This window comes from Streptomyces melanosporofaciens, from assembly GCF_900105695.1.
Lineage (GTDB): Bacteria > Actinomycetota > Actinomycetes > Streptomycetales > Streptomycetaceae > Streptomyces > Streptomyces antimycoticus.
On sequence record NZ_FNST01000002.1, the window covers coordinates 2742148 to 2759009 of the forward strand.

Genomic DNA, 16862 nt, shown 5'->3' on the forward strand with positions numbered 1-16862 from the left:
CTCACTCACATCCGGAAGACGCCGAAGCCACCGCGCGCGCCCTCGACCGGCGCGGTGTGCAGGGCGGACAGACACAGGCCGAGCACGGTGCGGGTGTCGCGCGGGTCGATGACGCCGTCGTCGTAGAGCCGCCCGGAGAGGAAGAGCGGCAGCGACTCGGACTCGATCTGCTGCTCCACCATGGCGCGCAGCGCGGCGTCGGCCTCCTCGTCGTACGGCTGCCCCTTGGCGGCGGCGGACTGCCGGGCGACGATCGACATCACCCCGGCGAGCTGCTGCGGGCCCATCACGGCTGACTTGGCGCTGGGCCAGGCGAAGAGGAAGCGGGGGTCGTACGCCCGGCCGCACATCCCGTAGTGACCGGCGCCGTACGAGGCGCCGATGAGCACCGACAGATGCGGGACGCGGGAGTTGGAGACGGCGTTGATCATCATGGCGCCGTGTTTGATGATCCCGCCCTGCTCGTAGTCGCGGCCGACCATATAGCCGGTGGTGTTGTGCAGGAAGAGCAGCGGGATGTCGCGCTGGTTGGCGAGCTGGATGAACTGCGCGGCCTTCTGGGACTCCTCGCTGAACAGCACCCCCTGGGCGTTGGCCAGGATGCCGATCGGATAGCCGTGCAGCGCGGCCCAGCCGGTGGCCAGGCTGCGCCCGTACAGCGGTTTGAACTCGTCGAAGTCCGAGCCGTCCACGATCCGGGCGATCACCTCGCGCGGATCGAAGGGGACCTTGAGATCGCCGGGAACGATGCCGAGCAGCTCCTCGGCGTCGTACTTCGGCGGTTCGGCGGGCCCCGGATCGGCGTGCGCCTTGCGCCAGTTGAGGCGGGCGACGACCCGGCGGGCCTGGCGCAGCGCGTCGGGCTCGTCGGTGGCGAAGTAGTCGGCGAGGCCGGAGGTGCGGGCGTGCATCTCGGCACCGCCCAGCGATTCGTCGTCGCTCTCCTCGCCGGTGGCCATCTTCACCAGCGGCGGACCGCCCAGGAAGACCTTGGAGCGCTCCTTGACCATGATCACGTGGTCGGACATCCCGGGGATGTACGCGCCTCCGGCGGTGGAGTTGCCGAAGACCACGGCGATCGTGGGAATTCCGGCGGCGGACAGCCGGGTGAGATCCCGGAACATCGCCCCGCCCGGGATGAAGATCTCCTTCTGGGACGGGAGATCGGCACCGCCGGACTCGACGAGGCTGACGAGCGGGAGCCGGTTGGCGCGGGCGATCTCATGGGCGCGCAGCGACTTCTTGAGCGTCCAGGGGTTGCTGGCCCCACCGCGTACGGTCGGGTCGTTGGCGCTGATCAGGCACTCCACACCGGAGATCACCCCGATGCCGGTGACGAGCGAGGCCCCCACCGGATACTCGCTGCCCCAGCCGGCCAGCGGCGACAGCTCCAGGAAGGGGGTGTCGGGGTCGAGCAGCAGCTCGATCCGCTCGCGGACCAGCAGCTTGCCGCGCTTGCGATGGCGCTGGAGGTATTTCTCACCGCCCCCGGCGAGCGCCTTGGCGTGCTCTCCCTCCAACTCGGCGAGCTTGGCGAGCATCGCCTCCCGATGGGCCGTGTGATCGGCGCCTGCGGGGTCGAGCGCGGACGCGAGCGCGGTCAAAGCAGTACCTCCGGTATGTCCAGATGGCGTGAGCGCAGCCATTCGCCGACGGCCTTGGCCTGGGGGTCGAAGCGGGCCTGTGCGGCCACGCCCTCACCGAGCAGGCCCGCCACGACGAAGTTCAGGGCCCGCAGCCGGGGCAGCGGATGGCGGGTGATCTTCAACGGGGCCGTCTCCGGGAGCAGTTCGCGCAGCCGGTCGACGGTGAGGGTGTGGGCCAGCCAGCGCCAGGCGTCCTCGCTTCGCGCCCAGACGCCGATGTTGGCGCTGCCGCCCTTGTCGCCGCTGCGGGCCCCGGCGACCGCGCCCAGCGGCGCGCGGCGGGTCGGCCCGGGCGGCAGCGGCGGCGGAAGGGGCGGCTCGTCCGCGCGGCCTCCGGCGGCGGGCGTGGTGGGGGCCGGGGGGATGGTCAGCCGGGAGCCGTCCGGCAGTACGGCGGTGTGCGGCACGGTGTCGGCCGGGGTGTCCACGGCTTCGAAGACGCCGTAAGGGGAGCCCTTTCCGGGCGGGGCGGTGACATGGAAGCCGGGGTAGCTGGCGAGGGCCAGTTCGACGGCCGCGCCGCTGATCGCCCTGCCCACCGCCGCCGCGTCCCGGTCCCGGACCACCAGCCGCAGCAGGGCGCTCGCCTCCTCCTGCACGGCCGCGTCGGAGTGGTCGGTACGGGAGAGGGTCCAACGGACCTCGGCGGGGCGGCGCTTGCTCATCGCCCCCTCCATCTGGTCCCGTACGAGCGCCGCCTTGGCCTCGACGTCCAGGCCGGTGAGCACGAACACCACCTCGTTGCGGTGGCCGCCGAGCCGGGTCAGCCCGGTCTTGAGGGTGCGCGGCGGCGCCTCGCCGCGTACGCCGTGGACGCGCACCCGGTCCGGGCCGTCCGGGGCGAGCCGCACCGAGTCCAGCCGGGCGGTGACGTCCGGGCCCGGATAGCGGGCGCCCGCCGTCTCGTAGAGGAGCTGGGCGGTGACGGTCCCGACCGTGACGGCGCCGCCGGTGTGCGGATGCTTGGTGATCACGCTGGAGCCGTCGGGGTGGATCTCGGCGAGGGGGAAGCCGGGGCGGCGGAGGTCGTGCTCGGTGAAGAACGAGTAGTTGCCGCCGGTCGCCTGCGTACCGCACTCCAGGATGTGCCCGGCGACCACGGCTCCCGCGAGCGCGTCCCAGTCGTCGGCGGCCCAGCCGAAGTGCGCCGCGGCCGGGCCCGTCACCAGCGCGGCGTCCGTCACCCGCCCGGTGACCACCACGTCCGCGCCACCGCGCAGACAGGCCGTGATGCCGGCGCCGCCGAGATAGGCGTTGGCGGCGAACACCCCCGGCCCCCAGTCCCGGATGCCGAGGAGGTCGTCGCCCTCGACATGGGCGACCCGGCAGCCGATGCCGAGCCGCTCGGCGAGGGCGCGGATCGCGTCGGCCAGCCCGGCCGGGTTGAGCCCGCCCGCGTTGGTGACGAGCCGTACGCCGCGCTCCATGGCGAGCCCCAGGGTGTCCTCGAGCTGGCGCAGAAAGGTGGTGGCATAGCCGCGCGCCGGGTCCTTGGCGCGGTCCCGGCCCAGGATGAGCATGGTCAATTCGGCGAGATAGTCCCCGGTCAGCACGTCCAGGGGGCCACCGGTGAGCATCTCGCGCACCGCGTCGAAGCGGTCGCCGTAGAAGCCGGAGGCATTGCCGATCCGGAGGGGTGGGGGCGGCGGGGTCACGGAGCGCCTCCGGCGCGGTCGCCGCTCACGCCGTCGTCACCCGCCGGGTGACCCGGTCTCCGCCCCGGGGCGCGGCCCTTGCCGGGCGGGCCCGCGAACGCCTGCGCGATGTCCAGCCAGCGGTCCGCGTCCGCCCCCTCGGCCCGTACGGCCAGGTCGTCGCGGTGCGCCCGCTGGGTCACCAGCAGACAGAAGTCCAGCGCGGGCCCGGTCACCCGCTGGGCCGCGTCCTGGGGCCCGTACGTCCACCACTCACCGTCCGGGCCGGTGAGCTCGACCCGGAACTCCTCGGCCGGCGGCTCCAGCCCCCGCGCCGCGTACGCGTAACCCCGCGCCCGGACCCCGAGCCGGGCCACATGGCGCAGCCGGGCGGTGGGTACCCGGCGCACCCTCAACGCGTCGGCGACATCCTGGCCGTGCGCCCAGGTCTCCATCAGCCGGGCGGTGGCCATCGACATCACGCTCATCGGCGGCCCGTACCACGGCAGCCGGGCGCGCGGCGGCTGCGCGGCCAGCGTCCGGAGCAACCGCTCCCGCCCCGCGCGCCAGAGCTCCAGCAGCACCTCGGGCGGCTCGGCCGCCCCGCGCTCCGCGCCCTCGTCCACGAACGCCTCCGGCGCGGTCCACGCCCGGCGCACCTCGTCGGCGAACCCCTGCGGGTCCTCGGCGGCTTGTACGGCCCGCTTGTCGGTCCACGCGAGATGGGCGATCTGGTGCGCGACGCTCCACCCGGGCGCGGGCGTCGCCGTACGCCACTCCGCGCCCCCGAGCCCGGCCACCAAGCCGTCCAACTCGTCCCCCTCCGCCCGCAGATCGCCGAGCAGAGCCTCCGTCTCGGACACGCGTCGCTCCCGTCGTCGGGTCAGTCGTGTGTCGGCTGTCCTTCGTTCTTGTCGAGCGAGGGTGGCAGCGCGACGGGAAACAATCAAGCACGCTTGCATGATTCAGCCGGTTGGGCTGAGTTGGGGCCAGGTCTTGTCAGGTGTGCGTTGTGGGGTGTGCGTTGTGGGGCGTGCGTTGTGAGGTGTGCTGGGCTCGTCGGCTCGGTCGGGTGCGGGTTTCGTCTCGCGCCTTCGGCGCCATTGAGCAGCGGGGCAGGGGGCGCCGGGGCCGAGCCGGCCGCCGGGCCGGTGGAGGCGAGCGCCGGTGGCGGCTTCCGTGGTCGGCGGGCGAGGCCGATGCCGGACAGCCGGGGGGTGGGTACCCCCTCTGGAAATCGTTTGATGAATTAGTTGCGTCAGATCAAGCGTTTTTCGGAGGGGTACCGGGAGGGGCGGGCCGTCGCACTGGTGGGGATTTTGCCGCCTACCGCCCGCAGTCCAAGTGCGCCGAAGGCGCGAGACGAACGCCACACCTCGCCGAGCCGCCCGCCCCTCACCGCAAGCGCTCTGCCAGGACCTCCGCCAGGTGGCGGCTCTTCCGGCCCGCCAGTTGGGTCAGTTGGGTACGGCAGGAGTAGCCGTCCGCCAGGATCTCCGTGCCGGGGTCCGCGGCGCGCACCGATGGCAGCAGTTGCTCCTCGGCGCAGGCCACCGAGACGTCGTAGTGGCCGTCCTCGAAGCCGAAGTTGCCCGCCAGACCGCAGCAGCCGCCGCTCAACGCGCCCGCAAGGCCCGCGCGTTCACGGAGGCGGCGCTCGGCGGCGTCGCCGAGGACGGCGTGCTGGTGGCAGTGGGTCTGGCCGACCACGGGGCGGTCGACCTTCGGGGGCCGCCAGTCGGGGGCGTAGTCCTCCAGGGCCTGGGCGAAGGTCGAGACGGACTCGGCGAGGCGTGCGGAGCGGGGGTCGGCGCCGAGGAGTTCGGGGAGGTCGGTGCGGAGGGCGGCGGTGCAGCTGGGTTCGAGGCCGACCACCGGAAGGCCGGCGTCCAGGGCCGGGGCCATGACGTCCAGGGTGCGCCGCATGACCGCGCGGGCGCGGTCGAGCTGGCCGGTGGAGACCCAGGTCAGGCCGCAGCACACGGGCCCCGGCGGGACGACCACCCGCAGCCCGGCCGCCTCCAGTACGGCGACCGCCGACCGGCCGACGGAGGGGGAGAGGTGGTTGGTGAAGGTATCGGGCCACAGGACGACGGTGCGGGCGCCGTTTCCGGCGCGAGGCACCGTGCGGGCATGTTCCCGCCACCACCGGGTGAAGGGCTCCCGGGCCAGCTCCGGGATGTCCCGCTCGGGCGCGATCCCGCCCATCCGCTTGGCCAGGGCCGCCAGCGGGGGCACGCCCGCCAGGGCGTTGGCGGCGGGCGCGGCCCTCAGGAGGGAGGCGGCCCGGAGCCATACTGGCAGCCAGCCCATCGAGTAGTGCGCGGCGGGCCGCACCCGTCCCTCGTAGTGGTGGTGCAGGAACTCCGCCTTGTACGTGGCCATGTCGACCTCGACCGGGCAGTCGCTGCGGCAGCCCTTGCAGGACAGGCAGAGGTCGAGCGCGTCCCGTACCTCCTCCGAGCGCCAGCCGTCCTGGACGACCTCGCCCGCGAGCATCTCGTGCAGCAGCCGGGCGCGGCCGCGCGTGGAGTGCTTCTCCTCGCCGGTCACGCGGTACGACGGGCACATCACCCCGGAGCCGGACACCGACTCGTTACGGCACTTGGCGACGCCCACACAGCGCCGGACGGCCGCCGAGAAGTCCCCCTTGTCGTGGGGGTAGCCGAATTCGACGTCCACCGGGCGCCTCGGCAGGGGATCGAAGCGCAGGTTCTGGTCCAGGCGCTGCGGGCGGGCCAGGACGCCGGGGTTGAGGCCGCCTTCCGGGTCCCACAGGTCCTTGAAGCGGGAGAAGAGGCCGACCATCTCGTCCCCGTACACGCGCGGCAGCAGCTCCGCGCGGGCCAGCCCGTCGCCGTGTTCACCGGAGAGCGAGCCGCCGTGGGCGACGACGAGATCGGCGAGGTCGGAGGAGAAGGCGCGGAAGATCCGGATCCCGGGCTCGGTCAGCAGGTCGAAGTCGATGCGGACGTGGATACAGCCGTCCCCGAAGTGGCCGTACGGCGTGCCGCGCAGCCCGTGCTGGGCCATCAGGGCGCGGAAGTCGCGCAGATACGCGCCGAGCCGGGGCGGCGGCACCGCGCAGTCCTCCCAGCCGGGCCATGCCTCGCTGCCGTCAGGCATCCGGGTGGCGGTCCCGGAGGCGTCCTCGCGGACCCGCCACAGGGCGCGCTGCCCGGCCGGGTCGGCGACGACGGTGTGGCCGGTGGTGGCCTCGGCGGCGGCGCGGGCCACCTCCTGGGCGCGGGAGAGCGCCTCCTCGCGGGTGGCGCCGCCGACCTCCACGAACAGCCAGGCGCCGCCCTTGGGCAGCCCGGTCGTCCCGGCGACCAGGTCGGCGGCCATGCCCTCGACGGTCAGCGGACCGTACGGCAGCAGGGTGTGCGCGGCCTCGGCCGCCGCGCTCTCGTCGGGGTAGCCGAGTACGGCCAGGGCGCGGGCGCCGGGCGCCTCCACCAGCCTTACGGTCGCCTCCGTGACCACCCCGAGGGTGCCCTCACTGCCGGTGAGGGCGCGGGCGAGGTCGGCGTTCTTCTCGGGCAGCAGCTCGTCCAGGGCGTAGCCGGAGATCCGGCGGGGCAGCTCGGGGAAGCCGGTGCGCAGCAGGGCCAGGTGGTGGCCGGCCAGGGACCGTATGCCGTCGCGGAGCCGGGCGGGCAGGTCGTGGAGGCCCTGGGCGGCTCGCACCCGCTCCCCGCCGTAGGTGAGGACGTCCAGCTCGTGGACGTTGTCGGCGGTGGTGCCCCAGGCCACCGAGTGGGAGCCGCAGGAGTTGTTGCCGATCATGCCGCCGAGGGTGCAGCGGCTGTGGGTGGACGGGTCGGGGCCGAAGGTCAGCCCATGGGCGCCGGCCGCCGTACGGAGGTCGTCGAGGATCACGCCGGGCTGGACGACGGCGGTCCGCCGCTCCGGGTCGAGCGAGACGATGCCGCGCATATGGCGGGTGAAGTCGAGGACGACGCCGAGCCCGGTGGCCTGTCCCGCGATCGAGGTCCCGGCGCCGCGCGCGACCACCGGCACCCCGCGCTCCCGGCAGACGGCCAGCGCCGCCGCCACATCGTCCGCGTCCCGGGGCGCGACCACACCGTCCGGCACCCGTCGGTAGTTCGACGCGTCCATGGTCATCAGGGCCCGGCTCGCCGTATCGAAGGAGACGTCCCCGCGGACGGCCCGTCGCAGCGCCTGCTCCAGCTCGTCTGCCTGGTGATCAGCCATGCCTCCATGGTCCACGCCGGGAGGGCCGTTGAGAATGTCCAATTCCGATTCATGGCCGCCGCGTTCCGCGATCGCCCCTACACCGCCCTCACCTCCCGCGTCAACAGGATGTGGACATACCGTCTCACCCGCTGGACGCACGGTCGGACCGCGGGGGCCGACGGATTAGGCTTCGGTCGTGGCTGACATCCGGATTCCCGATGACATCAAGCCCGCCGACGGACGCTTCGGCTCGGGCCCGTCCAAGGTGCGCACCGAGGCGCTGAGCGCCCTGGCCGCCACCGGAAGCTCCCTGCTCGGCACCTCCCACCGCCAGGCCCCGGTCAAGAACCTGGTCGGCGCGGTGCGCGAAGGGGTGCGCGAGCTCTTCCAACTCCCCGAGGGGTACGAGGTCATCCTGGGCAACGGCGGCTCCACCGCCTTCTGGGACATCGCGACCCACGGGCTGATCGACTCCAAGTCCCAGCATCTGTCCTTCGGCGAGTTCTCCTCGAAGTTCGCCAAGGCGGCGAAGCTGGCGCCGTGGCTCGAGGAGCCCACGGTGATCTCCTCCGACCCCGGCACCCACCCGGAGCCGCGCGCCGAGAGCGGCACGGACGTCTACGCCTTCACCCACAACGAGACGTCCACCGGTGTCGCCATGCCCATCCAGCGGGTGGCCGGCGCCGACGAGGGCGCGCTGGTGCTGGTGGACGCGACCTCCGGGGCGGGCGGTCTGCCGGTCGACATCGCCGAGACGGACGTCTACTACTTCGCGCCGCAGAAGTCCTTCGCGGCCGACGGCGGTCTGTGGATCGGCGTGTTCTCGCCCGCCGCGCTGGAGCGCGCCGCCCGGATCCACGCCTCGGGCCGGCACGTCCCGGAGTTCTTCTCGCTGCCGACCGCGATCGACAACTCGCTGAAGAACCAGACGTACAACACCCCGGCGCTGGCGACGCTCTTCCTGCTCGACGACCAGCTCAAGTGGATCAACGGCCAGGGCGGTCTTGACTGGGCGGTGCGGCGCACCGCGACCTCCTCGCGCACGCTGTACGGCTGGGCCGAGGAATCCAAGTTCGCCACCCCGTTCGTGGCCGACCCGGCCAAGCGGTCGCAGGTCGTCGGCACGATCGACTTCACCGAGGAGATCGACGCCGCCGCGGTCGCCAAGGCGCTGCGGGCCAACGGCGTCGTGGACACCGAGCCGTACCGCAAGCTGGGCCGCAACCAGCTGCGGGTGGCGATGTTCCCGGCCGTCGACCCGGCGGACGTCCAGGCGCTGACGGCGTGCGTGGACTACGTCATCGAGCACCTCTGACGAGCGCTTTTACGCCCATGCGAAGGGGCCCGCGGCCGGTGGTCGGCCGCGGGCCCCTTGCGTACGCGCTGACGATCTCGTTTGCGCCGACGATCAGGATCGGCCCCGGCGGAAGAGCCTGCGCAGGCCGAGGAACACGACCAGCGCACCGGCGAAGGTGACCCCGGCCTTGACCAGGTTGCCGTTCTTCTCGTCCTCGGTGAGCTTGCCGTCGACGCGGTCGGAGTACTCCCCGTTCTTCTTCTGCTCCTTCGCGGTGGCGTCCGGCAGCAGTTCCCCGCCGAGGTCCACCGGCGTCACCTTGGAGCCCGCGCCCTCGGTGCCGTACATGAGGGTGCCGCCGTCCGGGGTGAAGGTGACCGACTCGCCCTGCCGCTGCAGGGGCAGCCCCGGCTCTTCCTCGAGCCGCGTCGGCTTTCCGTCCCGCCAGCGGTACTCGGCGGCCGAGAAGTAGCCGCGGAGCACCAGCCGGGTGCCGTCCGGGGCGAACGCCCCGTCCGTGACCTCCATGTCGAGGTCGGAGACCCGCCGGAAGACATTCACCCCCGAGGGGCTGAGCGTGGCCGGTCCGGCGTACAGCCCGGCGTCCTCGTCGCTCTTGCTGGCGATATAGACGCGGCCCGTCTTGGGATGGACCATCATCGCCTCGGCATTGCGCGGCCCGCCCTGGTACCTGACGGTGAACTGGGTCGCGGTGACGGTGGTGTCCTTGAGCTGCTTCGGCTCGGGGAAGCGGTAGATCCACACATGGGACCACTGACCGCCCAGGTTGTCGCCGATATCGCCGACGTAGACATTGCCGTCCGCCCCTATCGAGATCGCTTCCACATCGCGGGGATCCCCTATGCCCCGCAGGGCGACCCGCGCGACCGTCTTCCCGGTCTTGCCGTCGACGGCGTAGACGTACGGCCCGTCCGAGCTGTCGTTGTGCGTCCAGTAGACGCCGGGGTGGAGGCGGCTCGCGGCCAGGCCGCTGGACTCGGTGATCCGTGGATCCTCGATTGTGAAGGGAGACGGCGACGACGAGTCGTCGGCGAAGGCCGGGGCGGCTGCGGACACGGTCAGCAGCGCGGCGGCACCGAGTACGAACGGAAGCGGACGCATGCGCCCAAGCCTGCCATCCCACCGGGGGCGTCCGGCGCCGGAACCACGCCGGGGGACTCCCTCCGGCCAGGCGTGGAGAGGGCTCCCCTGGTCACCGGTGACTCCCCCGTGCATGACTTCGGCGATCACGGGCAGATAACGTCTGTCAATTATTTGTGCGGGCGGACAGTCCGAAATAACCCGCAGATTATTTGACCTCATCCGGGGATTATTTCGGCGAGAAATTTATCGGTCATTGGCGGCATAGCGGGCGGCGGCATTGCAATGCAGAAAGGCCCCGCTTACGGTCTGGGCTCATGAGCGAATACAGCCAGTCCTCTTATGCGCAAAGCGCGCCGCCCCTGCATTCCGCAGGGGCCCCGAGCGGCGGTGCCGCACATGCGTCACCCGCACCGGCCGCGCCGTCCAAGAAGATCGCGATCTTCGCGATCGTCGGCTCGGTCATCGCGCTGGTCGGCTCCATGGTGAACTGGGTGGTCTCCGACGCCGAGGGCGCCACCGGGGGCATCAAGGGCATCGACGGCGACGGCATCATCACGCTGATCATCGCCCTGGTCGCGGCGATCCTGTTCATCGCCGCCATGGCCACCAAGAAGGCGGCGCTCTACCTGGTCGGCGGGGTTCTGGGGTTGGCCATGGCGATCGTCGCGGCCATCAACATGGCGGACCCCGAGCGGCTGGTCACCCAGAAGCTGAAGGACGACGAGGGAGTGTCGCAGAAGGTCGCGGAAAAGGCCGCTGAGCAGGCCGCGAAGCTGTACGAAATGACCGCTGGACCGGGGCTCTACATGGTCCTGATCGGCGCACTGATGGCCCTGGCCCTCGGCGCTCTCGGCTTTATGAAGGCTCGCGCTGCGCGCTAACCGGAAAAGGTCGGCCTCAAGAAAACCCAGGACGCCCGCTTTTTGACCGCACGGGGGGCCAAAAAGCGGGCCTTCGGGTTTTCCGCGAGAATTCGAGGCCGTAGATAGTCGCCGGGTCACCGATGCTCCGGCCCGCCCCCTTGATTAGAGCGCACTCCAACGGCTTGGCTGATCCCATGGAGTACACGCAGCTCGGACGCACAGGTCTCAAGGTCAGCCGGATCGTCCTCGGCACCATGAACTTCGGTCCGCAGACCGGGGAAGCCGACAGCCACTCGATCATGGACGCCGCGCTCGACGCGGGCATCAACTTCTTCGACACCGCCAATGTGTACGGCTGGGGCGAGAACAAGGGCCGCACCGAGGAAATCATCGGGAGCTGGTTCGCCAAGGGCGGCGGGCGGCGCGAGAAGACCGTCCTCGCGACCAAGGTGTACGGAAACATGGCCGCCGAGGGTGAGCCGTGGCCCAATACCGACAAGCTCTCGGCCGTCAACATCCGCCGGGCCGTGGACGCCAGCCTCAAGCGGCTCGGCACGGACTACATCGACCTCTACCAGTTCCACCACGTGGACCGCTCCACCCCGTGGGACGAGATCTGGCAGGCGATCGACGTCCTCGTCCAGCAGGGCAAGATCATCTACGCGGGTTCCTCCAACCACGCCGGCTGGCACATCGCCCAGGCCAATGAGACCGCGGCCCGCCGTGGCTCGTTCGGGTTGGTCAGCGAGCAGTGCCTGTACAACCTGGCCGAGCGCCGCGCCGAGATGGAGGTCATCCCGGCCGCGCAGGGCTACGGCGTGGGCATCATCCCGTGGTCGCCGCTGCACGGCGGGCTGCTCGGCGGCGCGCTCCGCAAGGAGCGCGAGGGCGGCGGTTCGCGCAGCACCTCCGGGCGCAGCGCCGACGCGCTGAAGAACACGGCGGTGCGCGATCAGGTCCAGCGGTACGAGGACCTGCTGGCCGAGCACGGCATCGAGCCCGGCGAGGCGGCCCTGGCCTGGCTGCTCACCCGGCCCGGGGTGACCGGTCCGATCGTGGGCCCGCGCACGGCCGAGCAGCTCGCGTCGGCGGTGCGCGCCGCGGAGCTGAAGCTGAGCGAGGAAGTGCTGACGGAGCTGGACGAGATCTTCCCGGGTCCGGGGCCGTCGCCGGAGGCGTTCGCCTGGTAGCCGAGCCGCCGCTGAGCGGTTGCCGCTGAGGCGGTAGGTAGGCGTTGAGGCGGTAGGCGAAGGCGCTGAGGGGCGTGGGCCGTGCGGCCCGCGCCCCCTGCTCTCTGTTGGCCTCTGTGGCGGCTTCAGCCGCCCAGTGCGGCCGCGGCGGCGACGACGACGAGAATCAGCACCAGCGCGCCGCTCATGATCATGTTTCTGGTCTTGGGGTCCACAGGCTTGAGATTAGCCGGACCGCTCAGTGCCCCAGCGACCAGGCCGCTCACTGCCCCAGCGGCCAGGCCGCCACCACCTCGTAGCGCGGCTGCCGCCCGGGGACGCCCGGGGCCGGTGGATGGCTGCGCACCAGGCAGAGCTCGCCCACGGTCCACTCCCGGCCCGCGAAGTCGATGAGCCCGTCCACGTACGGCACGAGGCTGGTGACGGAGCGGTGGCGGGAGGAACGGGCGCGGGCGATGGTCAGATGCGGATGGTACGGACGGTGCCGGTCCATCGGGACCCCGACCCGTCGGCCCCCCGCCTCGGCGGAGTCGGCCAGCCGCCGCAGGGCCTCGCTGTCGCCGTCGACGCCCACCCACACCACCCGGTCGTCGAACCGGCCCCCGCCCGCCAGCCGCAGCTCGTGGGCGCGGTGCCGATGGGCGGCGCGGGCCAGTCGGGTGTGCAGCTCGGGCAGCACCTCCTCGGCCACCTCGCCGTAGAAGGCGAGCGTGAAGTGCCAGCCCTCCCGCTCGGTCCAGCGCAGCCCGTCCGCCCCCGGCAGCGTCTGGAGCGTCTTGACCCGCGCGGCCAGCTCGGCGACGACCGCGTCCGGCGGCAAGACGGCGGCGAAGAGTCTCATCCGCCCAGTCTCCCCCACGGGGACAGCCGTCGAGTGGCCCCTGCCCCGCGACGGCCGCCGGGCTCAGGCTGTGACAGCGCCCGTCCCGCGACGGCCGCCGGGCTCAGGCCGTGGCCGCGAGCTGCTTGTCCTCCGGTGTGCGGGGGACGAAGACCACACGCGGGTGGCCACGCCGGAGGTCCAGCTTCACCCGCAGACCGCCGGCCCGGACCAGGAGCAGCCCCACCGTGCCCGCGGCGGCGGCCGAGATCAGACCGCCCGCGGCGAAGCCGATACGCGCGCCGCAGGTGTCGGTCAGCCAGCCCACCAGCGGGCCGCCGATCGGCGTACCGCCCACGAAGACCATCATGAACAGGCTCATCACCCGGCCCCGCATCGCGGGATCGGTCGCGAGCTGGACGCTGGAGTTCGCGGTCACGTTGAACGTCAGGCTGAAGATCCCGATCGGCACCATGAGCGCCGCGAAGAGCCAGAAGTACGGGGTCGCCGCCGCGACCATCTCCAGCAGGCCGAACATCAGCGCGGCCCCGACCAGCAGCCGCCGTCGGGCCACCACGCGCCGGGCGGCCAGCAGCGCACCGGTCACCGAACCGATCGCGATCAACGTGTTGAGCAGGCCGTACGTACCGGGTCCGGCGTGGAAGACATCGTCGGCGAAGGCGCTCAGCCAGATCGGGAAGTTGAAGCCGAAGGTGCCGATGAAGCCGACGAGCACGATCGGCCAGATCAGATCGGGGTTCCCGGCGACATAGCGCAGCCCCTCCCGGAGCTGCCCCTTGCCGCGCGGCGCCCGCTCGACCTTGTGCAGCTCACTGGTGCGCATCAGCAGCAGCCCGATGATCGGGGCGGCGAAGGAGAGTCCGTTGATCAGGAAGGCCCAGCCGCTGCCCACGGCGGTGATCAGCACACCGGCGACCGCCGGGCCGACCAGCCGGGCGGACTGGAAGTTCGCGGAGTTGAGACTCACCGCGTTCCGCAGGTCCTTGGGGCCGACCATCTCGTTGACGAAGACCTGGCGGGTCGGGTTGTCGACGACGGTGACCATGCCGAGCAGGAACGCGATCAGGTAGACATGCCAGACCTGCACATGGCCACTGAGGGTGAGGGCGGCGAGGGCGAGCCCGCACAGCCCCAGCGCGGTCTGGGTGAACAGCAGCAGCCGCCGTCGGGGACATCGGTCCGCGATGACCCCGCCGTACAGCCCGAAGAGCAGCATGGGCAGGAACTGCAGCGCGGTGGTGATGCCGACGGCGGTGGAGGAGCCGGTGATGCTGAGGACCAGCCAGTCCTGGGCGATCCGCGACATCCAGGTGCCGGTGTTGGAGATCACGGCACCGGTGGCGAACAGCCGGTAGTTACGGATCTTCAGCGAACGGAAGGTCCCGCCCCGGGTGCGTCCCGTGGTGACGGGGGATGCGGGGTCGGGCGCGGGGTTTGTGGGGTGCTTCGGTGCGGGTGCGGAGTCTGCTCCGGGTCCCGTACTCAAGTGTGTTCGCCTCCTGGCTGCCTCGGTCGTTCTTACAAATGCGCGAGCTTCTCCAGCACGGGCGCGGCGGCGCGCAGCACGTCCCACTCGTCCTCGGTCAGCTCCCCGACCAGCTCGGCCAGCCAGGCGTTGCGCTTGCGTCGGCTCTCCTCGAGCATGGCCTCAGCTCGCTCGGTCGGCGAGACGACCTTCTGCCGCCGGTCCTCGGGATGCGGCTCGAGCCTGACCAGTCCCTTGGCTTCCAGCAGCGCCACGATGCGGGTCATCGACGGCGGCTGGACGTGCTCCTTGCGGGCCAGCTCACCGGGGGTGGCGGAGCCGCACTGGGCCAACGTGCCCAGGACCGCCATCTCGGTCGGGCTCAGCGACTCGTCCACCCGCTGGTGCTTGAGCCGCCGCGAGAGGCGCATCACGGCCGACCGCAGGGCGCTCACGGCGGCCGCGTCATCGGGGGGCGCCTCCGCGTTGTGCTGGGAGCGGGACAGATCCGGCATGGTCTTTAGCATAACTCATTACCTCGTCTAATGAAAACCCTGGTGACATCCCTATTTCTATTTCACCCGAACGAGTGAGTTGACTCCGGGTAGTGACGCGCAGGGAGACGCGAGAGCGCCCAGAACCCTCGGAGGTTCTGGGCGCTTATGCGCGGATGACGCGGCGTGTGAGGTGACTCAGGAGACGCCGAGCGCCTGCTCGATCGGGTTGAGCAGGAAGTACACCAGGAAGCACAGCCCCACCGCGCCCAGCAGCCACGGGATCTCCCGGGTCCGCCGGGTGGCGATGCGCAGCAGCAGGAACGAGAGCACGCCCAGCCCGATCCCGTTGGTGATGCTGTAGGTGAACGGCATCGAGATCATGGTCAGGAAGGCCGGGATCGCGATCGTGAAATCGCTCCAGTCGATCTCCTTGACGTTCGCCGCCATGATCAGGAAGCCGACGACCACCAGCGCGGGGGTCGCGGCCTGCGAGGGCACCACCTTGGCCAGCGGGGTGAAGACCAGCGCGAGCAGGAAGAGACCGCCGGTCACCACGTTCGCGAGGCCGGTGCGCGCCCCTTCCCCGACGCCCGCCGTGGACTCGACGAAGCAGGTGTTGGCCGAGGCCGAGCCGAAGCCGCCGCCCGCGACCGCGACGCCGTCCACCATCAGGATCCGGCCCATGCCCGGGAGCTGCCCGCGCTCATCGGTCAGCCCGGCCTCCTCGCCGACGCCGATGATCGTGCCCATCGCGTCGAAGAAGCCGGACAGCAGCACGGTGAAGACGAAGAGACAGCCGGTGAGCAGGCCGACCTCATGGAAGCCGCCGAAGAGGCTGACATGGCCGACCAGGCCGAAGTCCGGGGTGTCGACCACCTTCTCCGGCACCTTGGGGATGGTCAGCCCCCACTCGGCGTCCGGGATATGAGCCAGGGAGTTGATCACGATCGCGACCACGGTCATGGTCACGATGCCGATCAGGATCGCGCCGCGCGTCTTGCGGACGATCAGGATGAAGGTGAGCGCGAGACCGACCACGAACACCAGCACCGGCCAGCCCTGCAGCCGCCCGGCCACGCCCAGCCCCAGGGGGACGGTGGTGTGCGCGGAGTCGGGGTTACGGGTGACGAAGCCGGAGTCGACCAGGCCGATCAGGGCGATGAACAGCCCGATGCCGATCGCGATCGCCCGCCGCAGCCCGGCCGGGATCGCGTCCATCACCCGCTGCCGCAGCCCCGAGGCGACAAGGATCATCAGCACCAGACCCGCGAGCACCACCATGCCCATCGCGTCCGGCCAGCTCATCTTGGGTGCGAGCTGCAGCGAGACCACGGCGTTGATGCCCAGGCCCGCGGCGAGCGCGATGGGGACGTTGCCGATGATCCCCATGAGCAGTGTGGTCAGGCCCGCGATCAGGGCGGTGGCGGTGACGAGCTGACCGTTGTTGAGCTGATGACCGAACTTGTCCGTACCGGCCCCGAGGATGATCGGGTTCAGTACGACGATGTAGGCCATCGCAAAGAACGTGGCCAGGCCGCCACGGATCTCCCGGGAGACCGAGGAGCCGCGCTCACGGATCTTGAAGAACTTGTCGATGCCGTTCATAGGGGGAATCGGAGCCTGTTCGCTGGCGTCGACCGGCGCGGGGGCCGAGGGGGACATGGATGACCTCAGTCTTGCGTGAACATCAACAGTGGGTCTCTTGGACGATCGAACAAGACATTCCAGCCAGACCCGAAAGGATTCAGTATGAAACTATTAAGGCCCGATCGCCAAACCGGTCCCGGTACGGCCCCGGCCGGGCCCGTGACCGGCCCCCTTAAGCTGTGGCCATGACGAAGTGGACCCCCAAGCACGAGGCGCCGGAGCCGCTCGAGGGCAATGTCGTGGCCACGATCACCGGCGGCACGATCGTGTGGTTCGTCCTCTTCCTCGTCCAGCTGCCCTTCTACCGCTGGTTCGACGAGCACGGACATCTGTGGTGGCTGTGGACCTGCCTGGCCGGCGGCGCCCTCGGACTGCTCGGCGTCTGGTACGTACGGGCCCGGGATACGGCGATCAACGGCTCGCGGAACGGCGACGCGCAGAACGGCTGACGCGCCCGCCCGAGCGCCCGCACACCACG

At 71.2% G+C, this 16862-nt stretch carries 13 protein-coding genes; 4 read left to right on the forward strand and 9 right to left on the reverse strand.

The features are described from left to right. Positions 1–5 precede the first annotated feature (5 nt). The 4 genes from BLV72_RS14255 to BLV72_RS14270 all read right to left on the reverse strand — a co-directional run bounded on the left by BLV72_RS14255 (position 6) and on the right by BLV72_RS14270 (position 7498). A complete protein-coding gene (locus BLV72_RS14255) occupies positions 6–1604 on the reverse strand; it encodes an acyl-CoA carboxylase subunit beta (RefSeq protein WP_093462642.1) in 1599 nt (532 codons plus the stop codon). Beyond that, on the reverse strand, positions 1601–3301 hold the full coding sequence (locus tag BLV72_RS14260; protein ID WP_093462644.1) for an acyclic terpene utilization AtuA family protein: 1701 nt from the start codon (positions 3299–3301) through the stop codon (positions 1601–1603). The genes BLV72_RS14255 and BLV72_RS14260 overlap by 4 nt, the downstream gene beginning before the upstream one ends. Then, positions 3298–4143, reverse strand: coding sequence for a TIGR03084 family metal-binding protein (locus BLV72_RS14265; protein ID WP_093462645.1), 846 nt, complete (start codon positions 4141–4143; stop codon positions 3298–3300). The genes BLV72_RS14260 and BLV72_RS14265 overlap by 4 nt, the downstream gene beginning before the upstream one ends. A 532-nt stretch (positions 4144–4675) precedes the next feature. Then, entirely contained in the window at positions 4676–7498 is a 2823-nt protein-coding gene (locus tag BLV72_RS14270; protein WP_093462647.1) for an FAD-binding and (Fe-S)-binding domain-containing protein, read from the reverse strand. A gap of 178 nt (positions 7499–7676) precedes the next feature. On the opposite strand from BLV72_RS14270, the gene serC reads away from it, so the two are divergent. Further along, positions 7677–8795, forward strand: coding sequence for a phosphoserine transaminase (gene serC, locus BLV72_RS14275; RefSeq protein ID WP_093462648.1), 1119 nt, complete (start codon positions 7677–7679; stop codon positions 8793–8795). Between the two features lie 93 nt (positions 8796–8888). Here serC and BLV72_RS14280 read toward each other — a convergent pair whose 3' ends face one another. Further along, positions 8889–9899, reverse strand: a complete 1011-nt coding sequence (locus BLV72_RS14280) for a hypothetical protein (protein ID WP_093462650.1) — start codon at positions 9897–9899, stop codon at positions 8889–8891. Positions 9900–10195: 296 nt separating this feature from the next. Between BLV72_RS14280 and BLV72_RS14285 the strand changes: the two genes are divergently transcribed. Together BLV72_RS14285 and BLV72_RS14290 are read left to right on the forward strand one after the other, a co-directional pair. After that, a complete protein-coding gene (locus BLV72_RS14285) occupies positions 10196–10762 on the forward strand; it encodes a hypothetical protein (protein WP_244320763.1) in 567 nt (188 codons plus the stop codon). Between the two features lie 176 nt (positions 10763–10938). Next, positions 10939–11934, forward strand: coding sequence for an aldo/keto reductase (locus BLV72_RS14290; protein ID WP_093462651.1), 996 nt, complete (start codon positions 10939–10941; stop codon positions 11932–11934). Positions 11935–12196: 262 nt separating this feature from the next. On the opposite strand, the gene thpR is transcribed toward BLV72_RS14290, so the two are convergent. The 4 genes from thpR to BLV72_RS14310 form a co-directional block, all read right to left on the reverse strand. Further along, the gene (thpR, locus tag BLV72_RS14295) at positions 12197–12775 is read right to left on the reverse strand and encodes an RNA 2',3'-cyclic phosphodiesterase (protein WP_093462652.1); all 579 of its coding nucleotides are present in this window, start codon (positions 12773–12775) and stop codon (positions 12197–12199) included. A 103-nt stretch (positions 12776–12878) separates the two neighbouring features. Continuing rightward, positions 12879–14261 (reverse strand): MFS transporter, encoded by a 1383-nt coding sequence (locus BLV72_RS14300; RefSeq protein WP_093462653.1) that lies wholly within the window; start codon positions 14259–14261, stop codon positions 12879–12881. A 32-nt stretch (positions 14262–14293) separates the two neighbouring features. Then, positions 14294–14755, reverse strand: a complete 462-nt coding sequence (locus tag BLV72_RS14305; protein ID WP_078642072.1) for a MarR family winged helix-turn-helix transcriptional regulator — start codon at positions 14753–14755, stop codon at positions 14294–14296. Positions 14756–14932: 177 nt separating this feature from the next. Next, on the reverse strand, positions 14933–16399 hold the full coding sequence (locus tag BLV72_RS14310) for an NCS2 family permease (protein ID WP_093462655.1): 1467 nt from the start codon (positions 16397–16399) through the stop codon (positions 14933–14935). Between the two features lie 170 nt (positions 16400–16569). Between BLV72_RS14310 and BLV72_RS14315 the strand changes: the two genes are divergently transcribed. Then, complete coding sequence (locus BLV72_RS14315) at positions 16570–16833, forward strand: DUF2530 domain-containing protein (protein ID WP_093462657.1); 264 nt, start codon at positions 16570–16572, stop codon at positions 16831–16833. Positions 16834–16862 lie beyond the last annotated feature (29 nt).